Genomic DNA, 24,184 nt, shown 5'->3' on the forward strand with positions numbered 1-24,184 from the left:
TCAGTTGCCCTGGGCGACCCTGGCGGCTTGCTGCTGCCGCGCCTGTTCGGTCAAGCGGGCCTTTTCCTCGGGGCTCATCGCATCCATGCGCAAACGCACCTGGGCCATTTTTTCCAGTTGCCCCGGGCTGCTTTCCACCGCCTTCAAGGCCGACGCCAGGGACGCCACCGTCGGATGATCGAAGACCAGCCCTGGATGGATCTCGCACTGCAGCAGCTTGCGGATACCGGCCACCAACTTGATCACCAGCAACGAATGCCCCCCTGCGGCGAAGAAGTCGCGGTCGATGCCGATTCGCTCCAGCCCCAGCAACTGCGCCATACGCGTGGCAAGCAACTGCTCCAGTCCATCGCGCGGCGCGGCGTCCTGGCTATTCGCCGCCGCGCCGGCCAGCTGTTGCAGCGCCTTGCGATCAATCTTGCCGTTGGCCAACCGTGGGAATTGTTCGATCAGTTGCAGGTGCGCTGGCACCATCACACTGGGCAGGCGAGCGCTCAGCCCGCTACGCGCGGCGTCCAGCAAGCCCACCGATTGCCCCGGCTGCGCCACGACGAAGGCCAGCAGTCCCTGTTCGGCCGACGCTGCCGGCAGCACCAGTGCTTCAGCCACCCCTGGCAGGCGCAGCAGCTCGGCCTCGATTTCCGCCAGTTCGATACGGAACCCGCGCACCTTGACCTGCTGATCGCGCCGACCATGCAACTGGATCGCACCGTCCGCGCGGTAACGCGCCAGGTCGCCGGTGCGATACAACCGCTGCGCCGGATCGAAAGGACTCTGGATGAACGCTTGCCCATCGGCTTCGGCATCCAGATAGCCCCGGCACAGCTGCGCGCCGCCCAGATACAACTCACCCAGCATGCCCACCGGCGCCAGGCGCAGGTCGGCGTCCAGCACGTAGACCCGGTTATTGCCCAGCACCTGGCTGAGGGCCGAGCAATCGTCGGCACCACCGTCCAGGGTCAACGGATGGATCATCACGCCAACGGTGGCCTCGGTCGGCCCATAGTGGTTGAACACCCGGCAATCGCCACGCACCCGCGCAATGCGCTCGATCAACGGAGCGGCAATCGGTTCCCCCCCGAGAATCAACGTTCGCGGCAGCGTCGCCCGCTCAGTGTCGAGCAGCGCCGCCAGATGCGACGGTACGATCTTCAGGCAGTCGATCGCGTGTCGCTGCAGGTACTCGGCGAACAACACGCCGTCCTGCATCTGCTCATCACTGGCTACATGCAAGGCCGCCCCGTTGAACAACGCGCCAAACAGGGCCGTGTTGCCCAGGTCCGCCGCCACGGTGGAGCTCAAACCCACGTGCCTGCACTGCTCCAGTCCCAGTGCCTGGCTGGCCTGGGCGGTGTAGTTGAGCAACTGTCGATGCTCGATCACCACGCCTTTGGGCACGCCGGTGGAGCCGGATGTGAACAATACGTATGCGACATCGTTGCCCCGGGTGGCGAGCCCGGCCAATGGCGCGCTCGACTGACCGAGTTCAGCCACGGTCAGTACCGTGTGCGGCGCCTCCTGCCAGGCCGACAGATGCGCCGCGTCGGTCAGTAACAGCGTAGCGCCGGCCTGCTCCAGCATCAATGCCTGGCGCGCCTGGGGCCACTGCGCATCCAGGGGCAGGTAGGCCGCCCCCACGCGCCAGGCCGCCAGCATCGCAATCACCAGGTCGACCGAGCGCGGCAATGCCAGGGCGACCATCGAACCGTCCCCCAGCCCACGCGCCTTGAGCCCTCCCGCCAAGCGCTCGACCCGGGCATGCAGCTGTTCGTAGCTCAATTGCTCGTGGGCGTCGGTCAAGGCCATGGCATGGGGCGTTGCAACGGCCAGGTCGGCGATGCGCTGCGGCAGGTAACGGTTGTCCGGCAATGCCTGCATCGCCGGGTTGATCGCCAGCAGGCGCTGCTCCTCGACGTGTCCCAGCAGGCTGAGCCGCGCCAATGGGCTTTGCGGCGTTGCGAGGATCGAGGCCAGCAGCACGCCGTACTGCTCCAACAGGGCTGTGGCCGAGGCAGGGGCATAACGCGAACGGGCATAACACAGGTCGATCGAGGCTAGTCGCCGATCATCCTGCAATCGAACCTGCAACAGCAGCTCGAACCCATCGGCCTGCACACCGGCGCTTTGCGACACGACCCAGGCCAGGCCGCCGGCGTGGCCGGCAGTCGGCGCCTGCCCTGCCGTAAAGCCATAGGCCGGGCGCGCCGCCTCGGGGGTCAGTTCCGGCGCCCAGTATTCCTGCCAGGTTCGGTGTTCTTCAAGGCGCACCGCCAGCGCCGCCAACCACTCGTTGAACGGCTGGGTGGCCGGCAACGAAACGCACAGGGGCAAGTTTTTTTCGAACACCCCCACGGCGTTGGCGAAGTAATCGTAATCCTCGCGGCTGTCGTGACGCACACCCACCAGCGTCTGCTCGAGCCCGCCCAGACGGCCCAGCAGCAGCCACCACGCACCTTGCAGCAACGTGGCGAGGGGCTGACCGAGCTGTTCGGCCAGCCTTTGCAAGGCATCGCCTTGGGCAGGCGTCAAGGTCAGGGACAGGCGCGCGTCGGCGACACCCGTCTCGCCACTGGCGCCCCGATCGGCCAGCCAAGGCGTGGCGATGTCCGCCTGCACGCCTTGCAGGTGTTGCTGCCAGTAGGCTCGCGCGCTGGAGGCATCTTCATCGAGCACCACTTCGCTGCGCCATTCCAGGTACTGGGCGAACTCACCCGGCGTTTCGTCGCCCGGCGCTTCATCTTCCGGTGCCGAAGCCGCAGCGTATGCCTGCTGGAGGTGCTCGAGCAGCAAGCGCAGGGATTGCGCATCGGCACCGTAGCGGGCGATGCCCAGCACCAGTTGCCATTGCTGCGGCGCCAGGCGATAGAGCGCCGCCTGGACGCTTTCCGATTCGCCGGCCACGAAGGCGCGGCCCATCGATTCCTCGATCTGCGCCTGGACTTGCTCGCCCCCTTGCTCACCCGTCCGTACCGTGAGCGGGAAGCGCCCGGCACCGCTGGCGACCTGACGCAGACCGTGGAAGCCGGCGACCTTGACCAGGCGCGCCAGCAGCATCGGCTGCTGCGCCAGTAACGTATCGAGCGCGAGCTGCAGGCGCTGTGGATCGAGCTCGCCATCGATGAGCACCGTCAGCCAGCGCATGGCCTCGCCACAGGTCGCCGTGTTCGGCAACTGCTCCAGTACCCGCTGTTGTTCGGGCGCCAGGGCGAAACCCGGATCCTGCGCGTCCATCGTGACCTCGTTCATGCTCCGACTTCCTCGGTATTGAGTTCGCCCAGGGCGGTTTGCCCGGCGACCGACGGACGCTCCAGGCTGCTGTGGTCGTACATGTCGCCCATGGCAACCACGATCTTGCGGGGGCCTTCGAACGGATCCCGGGCGTGGGCCACCAGCATGTTGTCCAGCAGGATCACATCGCCTTTGCGCCAGTCGAAACGCACCGCGCAGGCTTCGTACAGCTGGCCGATGCGCTGCATCACCTCGTCTTCGATCGGGGTGCCGTCGCCGTAGTAGACATGCCGGGGCATCCGTTCCAGGCCGAACATCGACAGCAGGTCCTCCCTCACGTCCGGGTCCAGCCAGTAGATGTGGTGCAACTGCACCTGGTTGAAGAACGACTTCTCACCGGTGATCGGGTGCGTGATGATCGCGGGCCCCGGTGTGCGGGTCTGCAACTCGTCGTTGTCGAGCCAGCGCCACTGGATGCCGCCGGCCCGGCAGCGGGCCTCGACTTCGCTGCGGTCTTCGGTCTTGAAGAAGTGCTGCCACGACACGTCGAGCTTGTCGGTGAAGGTGCGCACGTAGAGCAGCCCCTTTTCCTCGAACTTCTGGCGGATGTCCGCCGGCAGCCGTTCGTACATCAACCGGCAGTCCACCACCGGGGTCGCGCCTCCTACCGGCGCGGCCTGTTCGCAATAGAACATCTGCTTGCGTGGCCAGCGGTCCTGATGGGAGCTCTCGTTATGGAACAAGATCATCTTGCGCTCCGGGTACGGCGTGGAGCGGTAGGTGTTCTTGCCGCCTTCCTTCTTGGGCAGGTCGCCGTACTGACCATAAAGCCCCGGCTGTATGGCTTCAGCGAACGCCTCGAAGCCCTGGATGCCGTCCAGCTCGAAACCGCGGAAGAGAATGCCGGCGTGCTCGGCCAGCTTCTGCTCGATCAACGGCCGGTTCTTCTGGATCCACTCGATGACATCCAGGTGAGGCTCGCCCGGCTCCAGCATCAACGGGAATCGCTGGGGCGCCGCCACCAGCGATTCACGCACCCGTGCCGGGCGGGCCTTGGCCAGCGGCGTCACGGAACGCTTGAGGAACTTGCCCAGTTTATCGGCCTTGGGCCCCGGGACGGTGGCAGGCGTGACGGCTGCCGCCAAGTTGTCGACTGGCATGCTGATAGCTCCCAATTGAATGTCCTGATCAGCGACGATCTGTTCCAACAGGGCTGTCCAGGCCTGGATCAGGTACTGGATGCGCTCGTGTCCGAACAAGGTTGTGGCGAATTGCCAATTACCGCGCAATTGCCCTTCTTCTTCGTCAACGAACAGCGCCATGTCGAATTTAGAATGGGTCTGCAGCGCCGGCAGGAACTCCACGTTCAGACCGGCCATGGAACGGGTACGCACCGGGACGTTGTTCATCACGAACAGCACCTGCAGCAGCGGGTTCATGCCCTTGTGGCGAGGCACGCCCGACACGTCGACGATCTGGTCGAACGGCAGGTCCTGGTGCTCCAGTGCGCCCAGCAGGTCGTCCTGGGTCTGCCCCAGGAACCGCGAGAACGTGGCTTGGGCGTCAAGGCGCGAACGCAGGGGCAATACGTTGACGAAGAAGCCGATCAAGCGCTCCAGCTCCGGTCGCTCGCGTCCGGCCACGTCCGCCCCGATCACCACGTCTTGTGCCGCGCAGACTCGGTGCAGCAATACCTGGAACGACGCCAGCATGGTGCTGTAAAGCGTGACGCCAGCGCTGCTGGACAGCCGGCGCAAGGCCTCGGTCAACGCTGCGGACAGCTGGAACTGCAACGCATCGCCGTCATAGGAAGCGGTCTGGCCGCGGGGGTTGTCCAGCGGCAGGTCCAGGCGTCCCTCGTAGCCGCGAAGCCGCTGTTTCCAGTACTCGGCCTGACGCGCCAACACCCCTTGCTCTTCCAGTGCCTGCTGCCACAACGCGAAGTCCTGGTACTGGACCTCCAGGGGCGGCAGCGACAGCGGCTCGCCCTTGGCGGATGCCTCGTAGGCCTGCACCAGTTCGTTGATCAAAAGCCCCATGGACCAGCCATCGGAGATGATGTGATGCATGGCGTAGAGCAGCACATGCTCGGTCGGTCCCAGGTGCAGGATCCGCCCGCGCAACAGCGGCGCCTGTTCCAGATCGATCGGCGTACGGGCATTTTCCAGGGTCGCCTGGGCCACCCGCTCGCGTTGGGCGCTGGGCGAGAGACCGGACAGATCGATTACCGGGAAGTCCAGCCGGACCTCATCGGCAATCAGCGCCACCGGGTCGCCTTCGTCATCCTGGGTGTACGCGGTGCGCAGCACATCGTGGCGGCGGATCACCTCAGCAAAGCTGCCTAGCAGGCGCTCCACCGACAATTCGCCGCACAGGCGCAGCGCCATGGGCATGCCATACGCGGAGGTGCCGCCGGACAACTGTTCCGCGATCCACAAGCGTCGCTGCACCAGCGACAGCGGTGCCGAGCGCCGCGGCCCATGGGCCACGAGCCGTACCCCGCCAGAGTCCCCCGCCCGCACCGGCCCCTCCCCATGGCCTGCAATGAGCGTCGCCAATGCCTTGAGCTGTGGATGGTTGAACAGATCACGCAGGCTCAGCGGATAACGGGTCAACCTGCGCAGACGGGAAACGGCCTGGGTCGCCAGCAGGGAGTGGCCGCCGCGCTCGAAGAAATGGTCGTTGCGCCCGACCTGCTCCACTTCCAGCACTTCTTGCCAGACAGCGGCGATCCGTTGCTCCAGTTCGCCCTCGGGCATCGCGAAGCCTTGCTGCGCCTGGCTGGCATCGAAGCGTGGCAGGGCCTTACGCTCAAGCTTGCCGTTAGGGCTGACCGGCATGCGCTCCAGCACGAACCAGTGCTGTGGAACCATGTAGTCGGGCAGGTGCTGGCTCAAGTGGGCCTTCAACGCCTGCTCCAGCCCCTGGCTGCTAGTGCCGTCGCCGCCCAGCCACGCTGGCGACTGCGGCACCACATAGCCCACCAGCACCGTGCCGTCCTGAGCGATGACCACGCTTTCGCGGACCTCGTCGTGCTCGGCCAGGCGCGCTTCGATTTCACCCAGCTCGATGCGCAGGCCACGGATTTTCACCTGGTGGTCCATGCGCCCGGCGTACTCGATGACACCATCGGCACGGTAGCGCGCCAGGTCGCCGGTCCGGTACAGGCGCGCACCGTCGCCGAACGGGCTGGTGACGAATCGCTCGGCCGTCAGCGACGGACGACGATGGTAACCGCGGGCCAGGCCTTCGCCGCCCAGGTACAATTCGCCCGTCACCCCCACCGGCAATGGCGACAGGTTGTGGTCGAGGATGAACGTGCCCAGGTTGGCGATGGGCTGGCCGATCGGCACCGCATCGCGACCTTCATCGACGCAGGTCCAGTGGGTCACGTCGATGGCGGCCTCGGTGGGGCCGTACAGGTTGTAGAGACCGGCCCCTGGCAGCTTGGCGAAGACCTGCAACTGGGCATCCACCGGCAGCGCTTCGCCGCTGCAGATGATGCGCTTGAGGCTCTGGCAACGACTGACCGCCGGATCCTGCATGAACACCTGCAACATCGAGGGGACAAAGTGCAACGTGGTGATCCGATGGGTGGTGATCAGCTCGATCAATTGCTCCGGATCGCGATGAGCCCCCGCAGGCGCCATCACCAATGTGGAGCCGGTCAGCAAAGGCCAGAAAAACTCCCAGACCGAGACGTCGAAACTGAACGGCGTCTTTTGCAGCACGCTGTCGCTCGCCTCCAGCCGGTAGGCGTCCTGCATCCAGCACAAGCGGTTGACCAGGGCCGAATGACGGTTGCCGGCGCCCTTGGGCTTGCCGGTGGAACCGGAGGTATAGATCACATAAGCGAGGTTTTCGCCCTGCAGTTCGACCGCGGGGTTGGCATCGCTGCGCCCCGCCAGCCAGTCGCCCGGCTGGTCCAGCACCAGGCTGCGCAGGCCCGTCGGCACGGGCAACTGGTCAAGCAGATGCCCCTGGGTCAGCAGAAAGCCAATGCCGCTGTCTTCGAACATGTAGGCCAGGCGATCCTGTGGATATTCCGGGTCCAGCGGGACATAGGCACCGCCGGCCTTGAGGATCGCCAGCAGGCCCACCACCATTTCCACCGAACGCTCCACGGCGATGCCCACCAGCACATCCGGACCGACACCGTGCTCCATCAGCAGATGAGCCAGGCGGTTGGCCTGGGCATTGAGCAACGCATAGCTGAGCCGTTGCTGGCCGAAGACCAGCGCGCAGGCGTCAGGGGTCTTCCGCACCTGCGCTTCGATCAGGCGATGGACGCTGTGGTCGAGGGGGTACTCGATGGCGGTGGCGTTCCAGCCCTGCTGAACCGCCAGCTGTCCGGCATCGAGCAATGACAATTGCCCCACCGTGCGCTCGCCACCCAGAGCGATCTGCTCCAGCAGGTGCGCCAGGTGCTGGCCGATGCGGGCAACGTCTCCCGGGGCGAAACTGTCGCGGCTGTAACTCAGCAGCAACGACAGCGTCTCGCCCAGGTTCACTGCCAGGGTCAGCGGGTAGTTGGTCTGTTCGTGATTGGCCACCTCGCCGAAACGCAACGTGGCCGGCGCGCCCGCTTGCAACGCCTGGGAAACCGGATAGTTCTCGAACACCAGCAAGGTGTCGAACAGTGCCGCGCCGCCCTGCCCGGCCCAGCGCTGGATGTCGAACAGGGGCGTGTGCTCATGCTCGCGCAGGCTCAGGTTTCGCCCCTGGACGTCCTGCAACCATTGGCCGACGCTGTGCTCCGCCCGGGGGCTGCCGATCACCGGCAAGGTGTTGATGAACAGGCCGATCTGCTGCTCCACGCCGGCAATGGACGCGGGGCGTCCGGCCACCGTGGCGCCGAAGGCCACCGCCGATTGTCCGGTGCAGCGTTGCAGCAACAACTGCCAGGCCGCTTGCACCAGGGTGTTGACTGTCACCTTCTGCTCTCGGGCAAAGGCATGCAGCCGCGCCGTGGCGCGCTCATCGAGCCACTGCTCGTACTCGCCGTGACCGATGACCTCACTGCGCGAGTCCCGGGCAAAGGCCCCTGCCAGGTGTGTCGGCTCGTCCAGCTCGGCCAATTGTGCGCGCCAGAACCGCTCGCTGGCCTGGGGATCCTGGGCCGACAACCAGTCGATGTAGTCACGGTAGCATCCAGCCGGTCGCGCCGGTGCCTGGCCGCTGTAGCGCTGCAGCACTTCACCGAGCAACTGCGAATTGCTCCAGCCGTCCATCAGGATGTGATGGCTGGTGTAGATCAGGTGATAGCGATCCTGCGCCACCCGCACCACGGCCAAGCGCAGCAACGGCGCGGCGTCCAGCGCGAAGCCTTGCTGGCGCTGGGCCAGGGCGAGAGCGTCCAGGTCCCGGGACAGCCCGGGGTTGGCATGCCCGTCGTGGAACAGGAATTCAACCTCCACCCGTTTGTGCACCACCTGCAGGGCCCGCTTGAAATCGCCCTCCCAGACGAAACTGCTGCGCAGCACTTCATGGGCATCCATGGCGGCCTGCCAGGCCTGGCGGAAGCGCTCGACCTGCAGCCCCTCGACGTCCACGCGCAGTTGATTGATGTAGTTGCCCGCCTGCTGCTCGTAGAGAGTATGGAACAGCATGCCCTGCTGCATGGGCGACAACGGGTAGATGTCTTCGACCTGCCCGGGCGCCACGGCCAGGGCATCCAGCTGGGCCTGGGTCAGGCCGGCCAGGGGGAAGTCCGAAGGCGTGAAGCCCTGGTGCTGCGCCTGGCAGCAATGCTCGATCAGCGCCAGCAATTCCCGGCCGTAGTCCAGGGCCAGGGCCTGGACGGTGGCCGGGTCGAACATCTGTGTGCTGAACGCCCAGTCGATGCTCAGCTCACCGGCATAGACACTGCCGTTGAGCGTCAGCCAGTTGTCCAGCGGCGCCAGGGGACTCTGGGGCGCACCGGCCGATTCACTGGCCGGGACAAACAAGCCGTCGGCATCGTCGGTAAAGCCGCTGTCGAACTGGCCCAGGTAGTTGAACGTGATGCGAGGCATGGGCAGGGCCGCCAGGGTGCGACGCGTCTGCTCGTCGCCCAGGTAGCGCAGCACACCGAATCCGAGCCCCTTGTCGGGGATCGCCCGCAACTGCTCCTTGATGGTCTTGATGGAGTCCGCCGCAGTGGCCGCTGGCGTCAGGCGCACCGGGAACAGGCTGGTGAACCAGCCCACGCTGCGGCTCAGGTCCAGGTCATCGAACAACGCCTCGCGGCCATGCCCCTCCAATTGAATCAGGGTGGAGTCTTCGCCAGTCCAGCGGCCGATTACCCGGGCCAGGGCCGTCAGCAGCAGATCGTTGACCTGGGTGCGATACGCCGCCGGCGCTTGCTGCAAGAGGCGCTGGGTCTGCTGTTTATCCAGGCGTGTCTGGACCTGCGCGGCATGGCACCTGAGCATGCCCCCTTGGGGGCGGTCACAAGGCAGGTCGGCGCGTGCACCTGCCAACTGGCCTTGCCAATAAGCCATCTGGGCCAGTAGCGCCGCGCTGCCGGCATGGGCCTGCAAACGTTGCGCCCAGGCCTGGGTGGCGCTGGTCTTGGCCGCAAGCGCCGGGGGCTGTCCGGCTTGCAGTTGGGCATAAGCCTGTTGCAGGTCTTCCAGCAGAATGCGCCAGGAGACACCGTCCACCACCAGGTGATGGATCACCAGCAGCAGCCGCTGGCTGCCGTCGGCCAGGTTCGCCAAGACCCCGCGCAACAGCGTGCCATGGTCCAGTGCGAGGCTGCGCTGGGCCCGTTCGGCCAATTGTTCGAGCGCCGGGGCATCGGCCACCTCTGCGGTCCACAACAGCGGCGAGTCTTGCCACACCGCGTGCTGTTCGGCGAGTGTGCGATGGCGAGCGAGCCAGCCATCGCCCTCACGGACGAAGGCCAGGCGCAAGGCATCGTGATGGGCAACCAGCGCTTGCAGCGCCTGCTCCAGATGCCCGGCGTGGACCGGCCGCCTGCCCTTGAGCAGCAACGATTGGTTCCAGTGATGCGGCTCGGCCATGTCCAGGTCGAAGAACAGTTGCTGGAACGGCAGCAACGGCGCATCGCCCGTCACCGGGCCTTGGTCGATAACCGGGCCGCTGTCGCCCATGCTCGCCACGCCGGCCAGGCCCTGGATGGTCTGGTGGACGAACAGGTCCTTGGGACTGAAATGGATGCCCGCCTGGCGAGCCCGGCTGACCACCTGGATGGAGATGATGGAATCGCCCCCGAGCTCGAAGAAGTTGTCGTGGATACCCACCTGCCCAACCCCCAGCACGCTTTGCCAGATGTCGGCCAGGGCCTGTTCCAGGGCCGTGCCCGGTGCGACGCAGGCCTTGGGACTGGCGTTGATATCGGCACGGGGCAGTGCCTTGCGCCCCAGTTTGCCGTTGGGGCTGACAGGCATCCTTTCCAGCCACAGCCATCGCTGCGGCACCATGTAGTCGGGCAATGCGCGGCCCAGGTGATCCCTGAGGCGGGCTTGCAGCGCCTGGCGGGCATCGTCGTCGGCGTCCAGCAGCTCGGCACGGGTGGGCACCAGGTAGGCCACCAGCAAGGTACCGTCCTGAGCGATGACCACCGTTTCGCGCACCTCTTCGTGCTCGGCCAGGCGCGCTTCGATTTCCCCCAGCTCGATGCGCAGGCCACGGATCTTCACCTGGTGGTCCATGCGTCCGGCGTACTCGATCACGCCATCGGCGCGGTACCGCGCCAGGTCACCGGTGCGATACAGCCGTTGTCCCTGGCCGAAGGGCCCGGTGACGAACCGCTCGGCCGTCAGCGCGGCGCGGCGATGGTAGCCGCGGGCCAGCCCCTCTCCCGTCAGGTACAGCTCGCCCATCACGCCCACCGGCACCGGGGCCAGTTCGTCGTCCAGGATATAGGTGCCCAGATTGGCGATCGGCTGGCCGATGGGCACGCTGTCGCGACCCTCCTCGACACAGGTCCAGTGGGTCACGTCGATGGCCGCCTCGGTGGGGCCGTAGAGGTTGTACAGGCCGGTATTCGGCAGCTTGGCGAACACCTGCTGCTGCGCGTCCACCGGCAACGCTTCACCGCTGCAGACGATGCGCTTGAGGCTGGTGCAATCGGCTACGTGGGGATCTTGCACGAAGGCCTGTAACATAGATGGAACGAAGTGCAGCGTGGTAATGCGGTGCGCGGTGATCAGCCCGATCAGTTGGGTCGGGTCGCGATGTGCCCCCGGCGCGGCCACCACCAGGGTCGAACCGGTCATCAGCGGCCAGAAGAACTCCCACACCGACACATCGAAACTGAACGGCGTTTTTTGCAACACGCTGTCCGTGGAATCGAGCCCATAGGCCTGCTGCATCCAGCACAGCCGGTTGACCAGCGCCGAATGCCGGTTGCCCGCGCCCTTGGGCTTGCCGGTGGAACCGGAGGTATAGATCACATACGCCAGGTTCTCGCCGTGGACGTCGACCTGCGGATCGCTGTCGCGGTCGGCATACAGGCCGTCGTCAGTCGCGTCCAGCAGCAGGCTGTACATGCCGCCCGGGATCGGCAGCAGGTCCAGCAAATGGCCCTGGGTCAGCAGCAGGTCGATGCCACTGTCCTCGAACATATAGGCCAGGCGCTCCCGCGGATATTCCGGGTCCAGAGGAACGTAGGCACCGCCGGCCTTGAGGATCGCCAACAGTCCCAGGACCATTTCCACGGAGCGCTCCACGGCGATGCCCACCAGCACGTCCGGGCCGACGCCGTGATCGACCAGCCGATGAGCCAGTCGATTGGCCCGGGCGTTGAGTTCGCCGTAGCTCAGGCGCTGTTCGCCGAAAATCAGCGCCGGAGCGTCCGGGTGGTTGCGCACCTGCTCCTCGATCAGGCCTTGCACCGTGCGGTGGAGGGGGTAGCGAACCGCCGTCGCGTTCCAGTCGACGAGCATCCGCCGACGCTCGTCAGCCCCCAGCAAGGTGCATTGCGCCACAGGGCGATGCAGGTCCTGCACCAGGCTCTGCAACAGGTTGAGCCAGTGCTGGCCCATGCGCTCGATGGTGGCCGGCTCGAACAGATCCGTGGCGTAGGTCAGGGCCGCATGCAAGCCTTGCGGGCTGTCGACGGTGTCCAGGCTCAGATCGAACTGGGCGGTGCGCTGCGCCCAGCCCAGGGGCTCGACTGCCAGGCCGGGCAATCCATTGGCAAAGGCTGCATCGGTTTCGTTGCGATGGTTGAACATGGCCTGGAACAGCGGGCTGTGACTCAGGTTGCGCTGCGGCTGCAAGGCATCGACCAGTTGCTCGAACGGCAGGTCCTGATACATCTGCGCCGCCATGGCGGTCTGCTTGAGCTGCTGCAGCAGCTCGGTGCCGGTCAGTTGGCTGTCGAACCGGGCTCGCAATACCTGGGTGTTGACGAAGAACCCGATCAACCGCTCGGTCTCCAGCCGCTGGCGGTTGGCGATCGGCACCCCGACGCGGATGTCGGATTGCCCACTGTAGCGTTGCAGCAGCGCCTGGAAAGCGCCGAGCAAGAGCACGAACAGGGTGACGTTTTCCCGTCGGGCCAGTGCCTTGAGGGCATCGCTCAACGAAGGATCGATCACGATCGGCAAACGCGCGCCACGCTGGCTTTGCTGCGCCGGACGCGGATGGTCGGTGGGCAACTCCAGCAGCGGCTGTTCGCCGCCCAACTGCTCGGTCCAGTAGGCCAGTTGGCGCTCCCGCTCGCCGGCGTCCATCCATTGCCGCTGCCAGATCGCATAGTCGGCGTACTGCACCGCCAAGGGAGGCAATTGCGCGGGCCGCTCCTCGACGAATGCCGAATACAGGCTCATCAGGTCATCGACCATCACCTGCAACGACCAGGCGTCGGCCACGATGTGATGCAGGGTCAGCACCAGGATATGCTCCTGCTCGCCCAGCGCCAGCAGCGCCACGCGCAGCAACGCGTCGTTCAGGAGGTCGAACGGGCCTTGGGTCTGCTGTTCGAGGAACGCCTGGATGGCGGCCTCGTCCTCCCCGTCCAGGCGCCGCTCGACGACACTGACCTGGCCCTGTGGACGGATCACCTGGCAGGTGCGCCCGTCGTCTTCGACGAAAGCGGTGCGCAGGCTTTCGTGACGCTCCACCAGCGCTTCGAAGCTGCGACGCAAGGCGTCCTTGTCCAGCGTACCGCGCAGGCGCAAGGCGGTCGGGATATTGTAGGCGGCGCTGTCGGGGTCCATTTTCCACAGGAACCATTGGCGCTCCTGGGCAAACGACAGCGGCAGCGGCTTGTCACGTGGCACCGGCACCAGCGCGGGCGCCTGCGGGCCTTGGCCTGCGTCGAGGGCGCCGACGAAATCCTGCAACGTGCCGTGTTCGAACAGGCTGCGCAGCGGCACCTCGATGCCCAGCACCCGACGGACCCGGGACACCACCTGGGTGACCAGCAGCGAGTGACCGCCCAACTCGAAGAAGTTGTCTTGCAGCCCTACCCGTTCGAGCTTGAGCACTTGCTGCCAGATCTGCGCCACCTGTTGCTCGCGAAGGCTGCGGGGCGCCACGTAGGCCCTTTGCACCTCGCTGACATCCGGGGCCGGCAGCGCCTTGCGATCGACCTTGCCGTTGGGCGTCAACGGCAGCTGGGCCAGGAACACCAGGTGCGCCGGAACCATGTACTCGGGCAATTGCGCCTTGAGCGCGGCCTTGAGGGCGGTGCGCGCCGCGGCCTCGCCTTGCGGGTCGGGCATCGGACTGGCGGTGGGCACCACATAGGCCACCAGTTGCGCGCCGGTCGGGCCTTCATGGGCGATCACCACGGTTTCACGCACACTGTCCTGGGCCAGCAGCGCCGCTTCGATTTCCCCCAGCTCGATACGCAGGCCGCGGATCTTGACCTGATGGTCGATGCGGCCGATGTACTCCACCACGCCCTCGGCCCGATAGCGGGTCAGGTCGCCGGTGCGGTACAGCCGCTCGCCAGTGGTGGAGAACGGGTCCGGGACGAAACGCTCGGCCGTCAACGCCGGGCGCTGGAGGTAGCCACGGGCCAGGCCTTGGCCACCGATCAGCAGTTCACCCGGGGCGCCGGGCGGGTTGAGCGTCAGGTCGCTGCCGACGATGTACAGCGCAGTGTTGTCCAGGGGCTTGCCGAGGAACGGACGACTGTTGTCATGGCTCAAGGGATGCACCGCCGACCAGATGGTGGTCTCGGTCGGGCCGTAGAGGTTCCAGACCTTGGGCGAAAGCATCAGCAGCCGCTGCGCCAATTCCAGCGGCAATGCCTCGCCGCCGCAGAGGAAGGTGCGCCCCGCCAGTCGCGGAGCCTGTTCGTGGTCCAGCAGCATGCGCCAGCTCGAAGGCGTGGCTTGCAGCATGGTCACATCGTGCTGCCCCACCAGCGCCAGCACCGCCTCCGGGTCCTGGTGCACGTTCTGGCCGGTCAGCACCACGCTGGCCCCGGCCGACAGCGGCCCGTAGATCTCCAGGCCGAAAATGTCGAAGGAGAACGTGGTCAGCGACAGCATGCGGTCGCCAGCCGTCAGGCCGGGTTGGGCAATCATGCTGGTGACGAAGTTGCTCAATGCGCCATGGCGCACCATCACGCCCTTGGGTTTGCCGGTGGAGCCGGAGGTGTAGATCACGTAGGCCAGGTGTTCGGCACTCAGTGGCACCGCCGGGCAGGTGCCGGGAGCATCCTGTAGCGCCATGTCGGGCTGGTCCAGCAGCAGGGTCTGGAGGGTCGCCGGAATGGGCAACACAGCCTGCAGCCGGGCCTGGGTCAACAGCAGGCGGATGCCGCTGTCCTGGATCATGTAGGCCAGGCGATCCTCGGGATATGCCGGGTCCAACGGCACGTAGGCACCGCCGGCCTTGAGGATCGCCAGCAGGCCGACGATCATTTCGGCGCTGCGCTCCAGCGCGATGCCCACCGGCTGGTCAGGCGTCACGCCCAGGGCGACCAGGCGGTGGGCCAGCTGATTGGCCCGGGTGTCCAGTTGCTGGTAGGTCAGGGTTTGGCCATCGATGGTCAGGGCCAGCGCATCGGGGGACTGGCGGGCCTGTTCGGCGATGCGCTGGTGGACGCAGGTGGCCTGTGTCCCCTGCTCCACCACTCGGTGCCATTGCCGTTGCATCAGGCGTTGCTGGTCGCTGTCGAGCAGCGGCAGCTCACCGATGCGTCGCTGCGGCGCGTCGACGATACCCTGCAGCAGGTTCTGCCAGTGCCGGACCAGACGCTCGATGGTCTGCGGCTCGAACAGGTCGGTGGCATAGGTCAGCTCGGCGGCGATTCCCTGCTCGGTTTCATACGTGCCCAAGGTCAGGTCGAATTGGGCTGTGCGTCCCTCCCACACCAGGTCTTCGATGCCCAGGCCCGGCAGGTGCAACTGCCGGCCCTGGGCATCGCCTGCGGTCTGATGGTTGAACATGACCTGGAAGATCGGGCTGTGGCTGAGGCTGCGCTCCGGTTGCAGTGCCTCGATCAACTGCTCGAACGGCAGGTCCTGATGCGCCTGGGCGGCCATGGCCGATTGCTTGACCTGGTCGAGCAGACGGTCGAACGGCAGTTGCCCGTCCACATGGGCGTTCAGCACCTGGGTGTTGACGAAGAAGCCGATCAGGCCTTCGGTCTCGACCCGGTTGCGGTTGGCCACCGGCACGCCGACGCGGATCTGCGGTTGGCCACTGTAGCGATGCAGCAAGGCCTGGAACGAGGCCAGCAACACCATGAACAGGCTGGCCCCTTGGCGCTGGGCCAGTTGCTTGAGTGCCGTCGCCAATTGCGGCGGCAGGTCCAGGTCCAGCCGTGCGCCGCGAAAGCTCTGTACGGGCGGGCGCGGATGATCGAGGGGCAATTCCAGCACCGGTTGCTCGCCGCCCAGGGTCCGGACCCAATAGGCCAACTGCCGCTCACGCTCGCCGGCTTCGAGCCAATGGCGTTGCCAGATCGCATAGTCGGCGTACTGCACGGGCAATTCCGGCAAGGCCAGCGGCGTGCCGACGGTGTCCGCCGCGTAGTGGCTCACCAGTTCATTGACCAGCACCTGCATCGACCAGCCATCGGCAATGATGTGGTGCTGGATCAGCGCCAGCACATGGTCGTCCTCGGCGATTTTCAACAGGGAAACCCGTAGCAGCGGCCCCAGGCGCAGATCAAACGGACGCGCGGTCTCGCGCTCGACGAAGGCCTTGAGGCTGTCCTCGAGGCTGGCGGTGGAGTCCGCGGGCAACGACTCGAGGCTGATGCGCAGCGGCAACTGCCGGTGGATCACCTGCACTGTCCGCTCGTCGCGCTCGATGAAGGTGGTGCGCAGGCTTTCATGGCGTTCTACCAGGGCGTTGAAGCTGCGCTCCAGGGCCGGTACATCCAACGGGCCCTTGAGGCGTAGCGCACTGGGGATGTGGTAGGCCGAGCTGTTGGGCTCCATTTGCCACAGGAACCATTGGCGCTCCTGGGCATAGGACAATGGAATATCCTCGAACCCGGAACGCACCTCGGGAATCGGCAGGTTGGCCGGCGAGACGCCCTCTTCGAGCATCTTTTCCAGGTACAGCCGGCGTTTGTCCAGGGGCAGAGTGATAAAGCGCTTGGCAATCCTCAAAGCAACACTCTTGTCCATCAGACTTCCTCCATTTCATCAAGCAGGGCTTCCAGCTTGTTCAGTTTCTGTTCATTGATCGGCCCGTCCCCGGTGTCCAGTTGCGCGACGAAATCCTGCAGGACGGGGTGCTGGAAAATCAGCTGCGGGGTCAGGGTCAACCCCAGTTCGAGAGCCATGCGCGAGACGGCGTTGACCGCCAGCAGCGAATGGCCGCCCAGCTCGAAGAAGTGATCGTTCAGACCCACGCGTTCCACGGTGAGCACCTGTGCCCAGATCGCCGCGACCTGTCGTTCCAGCTCGCTGACCGGGGCCACGTAGCCGGCTTGGGACAAGCCGGTCTCCACGGCCGGCAAGGCCTTGCGGTCGAGCTTGCCGTTCGGGGTCATGGGCAGTTGGTCGAGAAACAGCAGGTGGGCCGGGACCATGTAGTCGGGCAGATGCGCCTTGAGCCCGCCCTTGAGTCGGTCGCGCACTGCACGCAGGTCGTCGGCTTCCCGGTCCAGCGCAGGCGCCACCACATAGGCCACCAATTGCGGACCTCCCGGCGCGTCCTGGGCCAGGACGGCCACCTCGCGTACCCCCGGTTGAGCCAGCAGTCGCGCTTCGATTTCCCCCAGCTCGATGCGAAAGCCACGGATCTTCACCTGATGGTCGATGCGCCCCTGGTATTCGAGCACGCCATCGGCGCGGTAACGGCACAAGTCACCGGTGCGGTACAGGCGCTCGCCGGTGGTGGAGAACGGATTGGGCACGTACTTTTCGGCGGTCATCGCCGCTCGCCCGAGATAGCCACGGGTGATGCCCGCGCCGCTCAGGTACAGCTCCGCCGGTACTCCCTGGGGCACCGGTTGCAGACCGGCATCCAGCAGGTAGCTGGCCGTGTGCTTGAGGGGACGGCCGATATTCGCCGTGCCGTCGACGCAGCGCCGCGCCCAGGTGGAATAGGTGGTGTCTTCCGAAGGGCCGTAGAGATCGTAGACGTGTTCGACGCGGGTCGATTGATACAGCGCCTCCACCAGGCTCTGCTTCAGTGGCTCGCCCGCCAGGTTGATGATGCGCACGCCGGGCGGGATATCGCCGCTGCGTTGCAACGCGGCGATGGCCGATGGCACGGTGTTGACCAGGCGTACCTGATCCCGCGCCGGCAGCTGCGGCAGTTCCAGCGCATTGCGGGCGATGATCAGCGAGCCGCCGTTGGCCAGGGTCACGAACAGCTCCCATACCGACAGGTCGAAGCACACCGAAGTGCAAGCCAGCACGCCCTGGATGTCGTCGCGGCGATAGACCGACCTGGACCAGTCGACCAGCGCCAGCACGTTGCGATGGGCAATCGCCACGCCCTTGGGCTTGCCGGTGGAGCCGGAGGTGTAGATCACATAGGCGAGGTTGTCCGGAGTGACCCCGGTCGCCGGCGCATCCAGGGAATATTGCCCAAGCTCGATGCGGTCCAGCATCAGCACGGCGGTGTCGGCCGGAACTGTCAAGGTCACCGCCACGGCCTGCTCGGTCAGCAGCACGCGGGCACGGCTGTCGTCGAGCATGTAGGCCACGCGCTCGGCCGGATAATCCGGGTCCAGTGGCACGTAGGCGCCGCCGGCCTTGAGCACTGCCAGCAAGGCGACCAGCAAGTGTTCGGACCGCGGCATCGCCACGCCCACCCGAACTTCCGGGCCCACGCCCAGTTCGATGAGCTTGTGGGCCAGGCGATTGGCGCGACCGTCCAGTTCGCTGTAGCTGAGACGGTTTTCGGCGAACGTCACCGCCAGGGCATCCGGCATGGCTTCGGCCTGGCGGGCGATCGCCTGATGGACGCACAGGGTTTGCTCGAACGGAGCGTCCACCGGGTTCCAGTCGTGGGTCAGGCGTTGATGCTCATCGAAGCCGAGCATGGACAACTGCCCCAGGCAGCGCTCGCCCTGGCCGGTCATCTGTCCGAGCAACTGAGCCAGGTGCGCCGCCAGGCGCACCACGGTGTCGGCCTGGAAACTGGCGCGCTGGTAGCTCATGTGCACCGACAACTGTCGATCCAGGCTCACCAGCAAGGTCAACGGATAGCTGGTCTGCTCCCGGGTGGCTGCCGGGCCGAAGCGCAGGCCTTGAGGCGCGCCCTGCTCCAGGGCCTGGGCGACCGGGTAGTTCTCGAACACCAGCAGGCTGTCGAACAGTGCGTCACCGCCCTGGCCGGCCCAGCGCTGGATGTCCAGCAATGCGGTGTGCTCGAATTCCCGCAGCGCCAGGTTCTGCCCTTGCACCGCTTGCAGCCAACTGTCCAGGGACTGTTCGGCCCGTGGGCTGGCAATGACCGGCAAGGTGTTGATGAACAGGCCGATCTGCTGCTCGATACCGGGCAAGTCCGCCGGGCGGCCGGCCACCGTCGCGCCAAAGGCCACGGTGTCCTTGCCGGTGTAGCGCTGCAACAGCAGCAGCCACGCCGCCTGCACCAGGGTGTTGACGGTGACTTTCGAGGCCCGGGCGAAGGTTTCCAGGCGTCGGGTCAACCCTTCGTCCAGCACTTGCACATGGTCGCCGTAACCGATGCCGGTCTCAGCCGGGCGGGCCATGGCGTCGGCCAGGCGCGTCGGAGCCTCCAGGCGCTTGAGCGCAGGCATCCAGAACGCCTGGCTGGCGGCGCCATCCTGGCGTTGCAGCCAGGCGATGTAGTCCCGATAGCGGCTGCCCTGCACGGCGACGTGATTGCCGCTGTAGCGTTGCAGCACCTCGCCGAGCAACTGCGAGTTGCTCCAGCCATCCATCAGGATGTGGTGATGGGTATAGATCAGGTGGTAGCGCTGCTCATCGAGACGCGCGATGGTCAATCGCAACAGGGCCGCAGAGTCCAGGGCCAGTTGTCGGCATTCGGCATCGGCCAGCGCCAGCAAGGTTTCATCGCGCTGCGGATCGCCTTGCAGGTCATGCAGGCGGTAGGGCAGTTCCAGGTGCTTGCTGACCAGTTGCACCGGCTCCGGCAGGTCCCCCTGCCAGACGAAGCGCGTACGCAGGATGTCGTGGGCATCCACCGCCGCCTGCCAGGCCTGGCGGAAGCGCTCCGGGTCCAGCCCTTCGACGTCCAGGCGCAACTGGTTGATGTAGTCGCCGCTGGCCTCGCCATAGACACTGTGGAACAGCATCCCCTGCTGCATCGGCGACAGTGGGTAGAGGTCGGCGATCTGCGTCATCGCCACCGGCAGCCCGTCCAGTTGCCATTGGCTCAGGCTGGCCAGGGGGAAGTCCGACGGCGTCACGCCGCCCTGCCCGCCCTGACAGCAATGCTCGATCAGCCCTTGCAGCTCGCGGGTGTAATCGTCCGCCAGGGCCTGGATGGTGGCCGGGTCGAACACCTCGCGGCTGAAGGTCCAGCCCAGGTTCAGTTCACCGCCGAATACCTGGCCATTGAGCGCCAGGAGGTTGGACAACGGCGCTTGCGGGTCCAGCTCGTCCCCGGCCCCTTCGCTGGCCGGTACGAACAGGGCACCGTCGGCCTCGTCGAAACTGGCATCGAACTGGCCCAGGTAGTTGAAGGTCAGGCGCGGTGTCGGCAGCGCGGCCAGGATCGCCCGCGCCGAGTCATCCCCCAGTCGGGCCAGGGCACCGAATCCCATGCCCTTGTTCGGGATCGCCCGCAGTTGCTCCTTGATCTGTTTGAGGGAACTGCCCAGGTCGGCCGTCGGGGTGAGCCTGGCCGGGTACAGGCTGGTGAACCAGCCGACGGTGCGGGTCAGGTCGACATCGTCGAACAGGGCTTCACGGCCGTGACCTTCGAGCTGGACCAGGGCGCTGTCGCTTCCGGTCCAGCGCACCATGACCCGGGCCAGGGCGGTGAGCAGCAGGTCGTTGACCTGGGTGCGATAGGCCTGGGGCGCCTCCTGCAGCAATCGACGGGTCAACGACGCGTCGAGTCGGGTGCGCACCGTCAGCGCGAGACGCTCCTGCTGGCCGCCCAGTGGATTGTCCATCGGCAATTGCCCGTCGACACCCTCCAGACAGGCCTGCCAATACGTCAGTTCCTCCTGCAAGGCGGCGCTGCGCGCATAGTCCTGCAGATGCTCGGCCCACACCCGGGCCGAAGTGGTTTTCGTCGGCAGCCGCACCTGTTGGCCGGTGGACAACTGGCGATAGGCGTCTTGCAGGTCTTCGAAGAGGATGCGCCAGGACACACCGTCCACCACCAAATGGTGGATCACCAGCAACAGCCGCTGGCTGCCATCGGCCAGATTGGCCAGCACGGCCCGCAACAACGGGCCGTCCTGCAGGTCGAGGCTGCGCTGTGCCTGGTTGGCGATGTCGTGCAATGCATCGGCATCCGGCGCATCCACGACCCAGAGCAGGTCAGCGCAAGGGCTGGCCGGCGAGCGGTAATGTGCCGTCCATCCCGCCTGCCCGGGGGTGAAACTCAAGCGCAGGCCATCGTGATGCACCCGCAGCGCGTCCAGGGCCTGCTCCAGCAACCGGGGATCGAGGCTTTCTGTGGGCTTGAGCATCACCGCCTGGTTCCAGTGCTGACGCTCGGGGATCGCCTGTTCGAAGAACAGCCGTTGTACCGGCAACAGCGGCAGTTCGCCGACCACCGGTCCCTGATCGATGACCGGGCCAGCCTGGCCCGAGCGCGCCACGCTCGCCAGCGCCTCGATGGTCTGGTGCTGGAACAGATCCTTCGGGGTGAAGTGGATGCCGGCCTGACGGGCGCGGCTGACCACCTGGATCGAGACGATGGAATCGCCCCCCAGTTCGAAGAAGTTATCCCGCAGCCCTACCTGCCCGAGCTTGAGCACATCCTGCCAGATGGACGCCAGGTGTTGTTCCAGGGTGCTGCGCGGCGCTACGTAATCCTGCTGCAATTGGCTGACGTCAGGCTTGGGCAGGTTCTTGCGGTCAAGCTTGCCGTTGGGCGTCAGTGGCAAGCGCTCCAGCAGTAGCAGATAGGCCGGGACCATGTGCGCCGGCAAGGTGGCCTGGAGCTGCTCGCGCAGTTGCTCGGCGAACGCCGGGCGCCGGGCCGCGGACTCATCGGCCACGACATAGGCCACCAGGCGCTTGCCGCTGCCGGCGGTGCCTTCCTGGGCCACCACCACGGCTTCGCGCACGCCGTCCAGGGCTTGCAGGCTGGCTTCGACTTCGCCCAGCTCGATGCGGAACCCGCGAATCTTCACCTGGTTGTCGATGCGGTCCAGGTAATCGAAGGTGCCGTCGGCGCGCTGGCGCACCAGGTCACCGGTGCGGTAGAGCAAGCCGCCGTTGCTGAACGGATCGGCGACGAAGCGCTCGGCCGTGAGCCCCGGGCGATTCAGGTATCCCCGGGCCAGGCCCGTGCCGCCCAGGTACAGCTCACCGGCCATGCCCTGGGGTAGCAGGTTGAGGTCGGCGTCCAGCACATAGGCACTGCGATCACCGATGCGGCTGCCGATCGGCGCATAGGCCGCACCGCAGGCCACGTCGCGGCCGGCCTTCCAGATCAGCGGCGTGACCACGGTTTCGGTGGGGCCGTAGCCATTGATGATGAAGTCCGGGTCTAGGGCGCGCTTGACCCGTTCGAAACTGGCGTTGGGCACCGCATCGCCGCCGAAGCAGTAGATCCGCACTGTCGGCGGGTTGCCCTCGCGCTCGGCATGCTCGGCCAGTTGTTGCAGGTACACCGGCGGAAACGCCACCACGGTCACGCCGTGTTCGCGCATCGCGTGATAGGTCTGCTCCGGCGTCCACAGGCTGTCGTCGCGAATCAGCAGCGAAGCGCCATGGGTCAGGCTGGTGAGCCAGCGCTCATGGGCGCCGTCGAAGGCGAAGGACATGAAGTGGAATTCGCAATCGCTGTCACGCATTTCATAGCGCTCGCCGATGGCCTGGCAATGCATCGCCAGCGGGCCATGGGCCACGCTCACGCCCTTGGGGTTACCGGTGGAACCGGAGGTGTAGATCACGTAGGCCAGGTTCTGCGGATCGACCTGGACATCGGGCGCATCGAGGGGTTGCTGACGCAGGTCCAGGCTGTCGAGTTCCAGCACCTGGGCGGCCCCCTCAAGCGGCAGCTGCGCCGACACCCGCGAATCGGTCAGCAACAGCGCCAGCCCCGAATCCTCGATCAGGTATGCCAGGCGTTCGCGGGGGTAGCTGGTATCCAGCGGCACGTAGGCGGCGCCGGCCTTGAGCACCGCCAGCAACGCGACGATCACCCCTTCGCTGCGCGGCAGGGCCACGCCGACGAGGGTTTCCGGGCCGACGCCGCGGGCGATCAGGGCATGGGCCAGTTGATTGGCTCGACGGTCGATGTCGCCATAGCTGAACCGTTGCCCGTTGAAGATCGCCGCCGTGGCGTGGGGCTTCAGCGCCGCCAAGCGGGCGATGCGCTGATGCACGGCGATGTCGGTCGGGTATGGCTGCCGATGGTTGGCGGCCTGTTGCCGGGCCTGTTCCCCGGCGTCCACCAGGGCGATCTGTCCCAGGTTGCGGGTCGCCGATTCGGCGAAGGTTTCCAACAGGTGCATCAGGTGACGACTGATCTGGTCGATGGTCGCCGGGCTGAAATGCGCCTGGTCGAAGCTGTAGTGCAGCGCCAGGGTCTGGCCGAGGGTCACGGCGACGCTCAGTGGGTAATGTGTCTGCTCCAGGTGAGCGACCTCGCCGAACACCAGCCCTTGTCCGGCGCCGTCCTGCAGGGCCTGGGCAACCGGATAGTTTTCGAACACCAGGATGTTGTCGAACAGCGCCTCGCCGCCTTGCCCGGCCCAGCGCTGGATATCCGCCAGCGGCGTGTGCTCGAACTCCCGCAGGCCCAGGTTCTGCGCCTGTACCGCTTGCAGCCAGGCCCCGACGGATTGATCCGGACGCGGCGCGGCGATCACCGGCAGGGTGTTGATGAACAACCCGACCTGTTGCTCGATGCCCGGCAGATCCGCCGGACGCCCGGCCACGGTGGCACCGAAGGCCACGCTGTCGTGGCCGGTGTAGCGTTGCAGCAGCAACAGCCACGCCGCTTGCACCAAGGTGTTGAGGGTGACTTTCTGCTGGCGGACAAAGCGCTCCAGCACCTGGGTGCGCGGGGCATCGAGGGTCTGGAACAGGTCGCCGTGCCCGCGCTGGCTGTCGCTGCCAGAGGTGGCCCGGGCCAGTCGGGTCGGTTCTTGCAGGGTGGCCAGTTGCGCCGTCCAGTAGTCCTTGCCGAGTTGCTCGTCCTGACGCTGCAGCCAGGCGATGTAGTCGCGGTATCGCCCTGTGACGCTGGCCGAGGCGTGGCCGTTGTAGCGTTGCATCACTTCGCCGAGCAGCTGCGCATTGCTCCAGCCGTCCATCAGAATGTGGTGATGGGTGTAGATGAAATGCCATTGCCCGGCACCGGTCTGCACCAGCACCAGCCGTAACAGCGGTGCCTGGCTCAGGTCGAAGCCTTTGGCCCGCTCGTCTTCGGCCAGCGCGGCAAGGGCCTGCGCCTGGTC

3 protein-coding genes (1 of these 3 cut by a window edge) are annotated in these 24,184 nt (G+C 66.2%); all 3 read right to left on the reverse strand.

Features of this window, described 5'->3' with window-relative positions; all coding sequences use genetic code 11:
- Tightly spaced (each overlapping or abutting the next), the 3 genes in view from BT179_RS08530 to BT179_RS08540 form a layout consistent with a single transcriptional unit that may run on beyond the window.
- Window positions 1–3,246, reverse strand: a complete 3,246-nt coding sequence (locus BT179_RS08530) for a non-ribosomal peptide synthetase (protein WP_072430712.1) — start codon at window positions 3,244–3,246, stop codon at window positions 1–3.
- Window positions 3,243–16,778: a non-ribosomal peptide synthetase gene (locus tag BT179_RS08535; RefSeq protein WP_072430713.1), complete on the reverse strand. Its 13,536-nt coding sequence runs from the start codon at window positions 16,776–16,778 to the stop codon at window positions 3,243–3,245. Before BT179_RS08535 ends, BT179_RS08530 begins: the two co-directional genes overlap by 4 nt.
- On the reverse strand, window positions 16,778–24,184 hold the 3' portion of the coding sequence (locus BT179_RS08540; protein WP_072430714.1) for a non-ribosomal peptide synthetase. It continues 4,938 nt past the right edge of the window; the window shows 7,407 of its 12,345 coding nt (coding positions 4,939–12,345); its start codon lies beyond the right edge, outside the window; it ends in the stop codon at window positions 16,778–16,780. The genes BT179_RS08535 and BT179_RS08540 overlap by 1 nt, the downstream gene beginning before the upstream one ends.

It is taken from the genome of Pseudomonas sp. NFACC43 (genome assembly GCF_900119645.1).
Taxonomy (GTDB): Bacteria; Pseudomonadota; Gammaproteobacteria; order Pseudomonadales; family Pseudomonadaceae; genus Aquipseudomonas.

What these genes read in the sequence shown, in the direction of transcription:
- BT179_RS08530 (WP_072430712.1), bottom strand. Translation starts at nt 3,246, where the DNA reads ATGAACGAGGTCACGATGGACGCGCAGGATCCGGGTTTCGCCCTGGCG.
- BT179_RS08535 (WP_072430713.1), bottom strand. Translation starts at nt 16,778, where the DNA reads ATGGACAAGAGTGTTGCTTTGAGGATTGCCAAGCGCTTTATCACTCTG.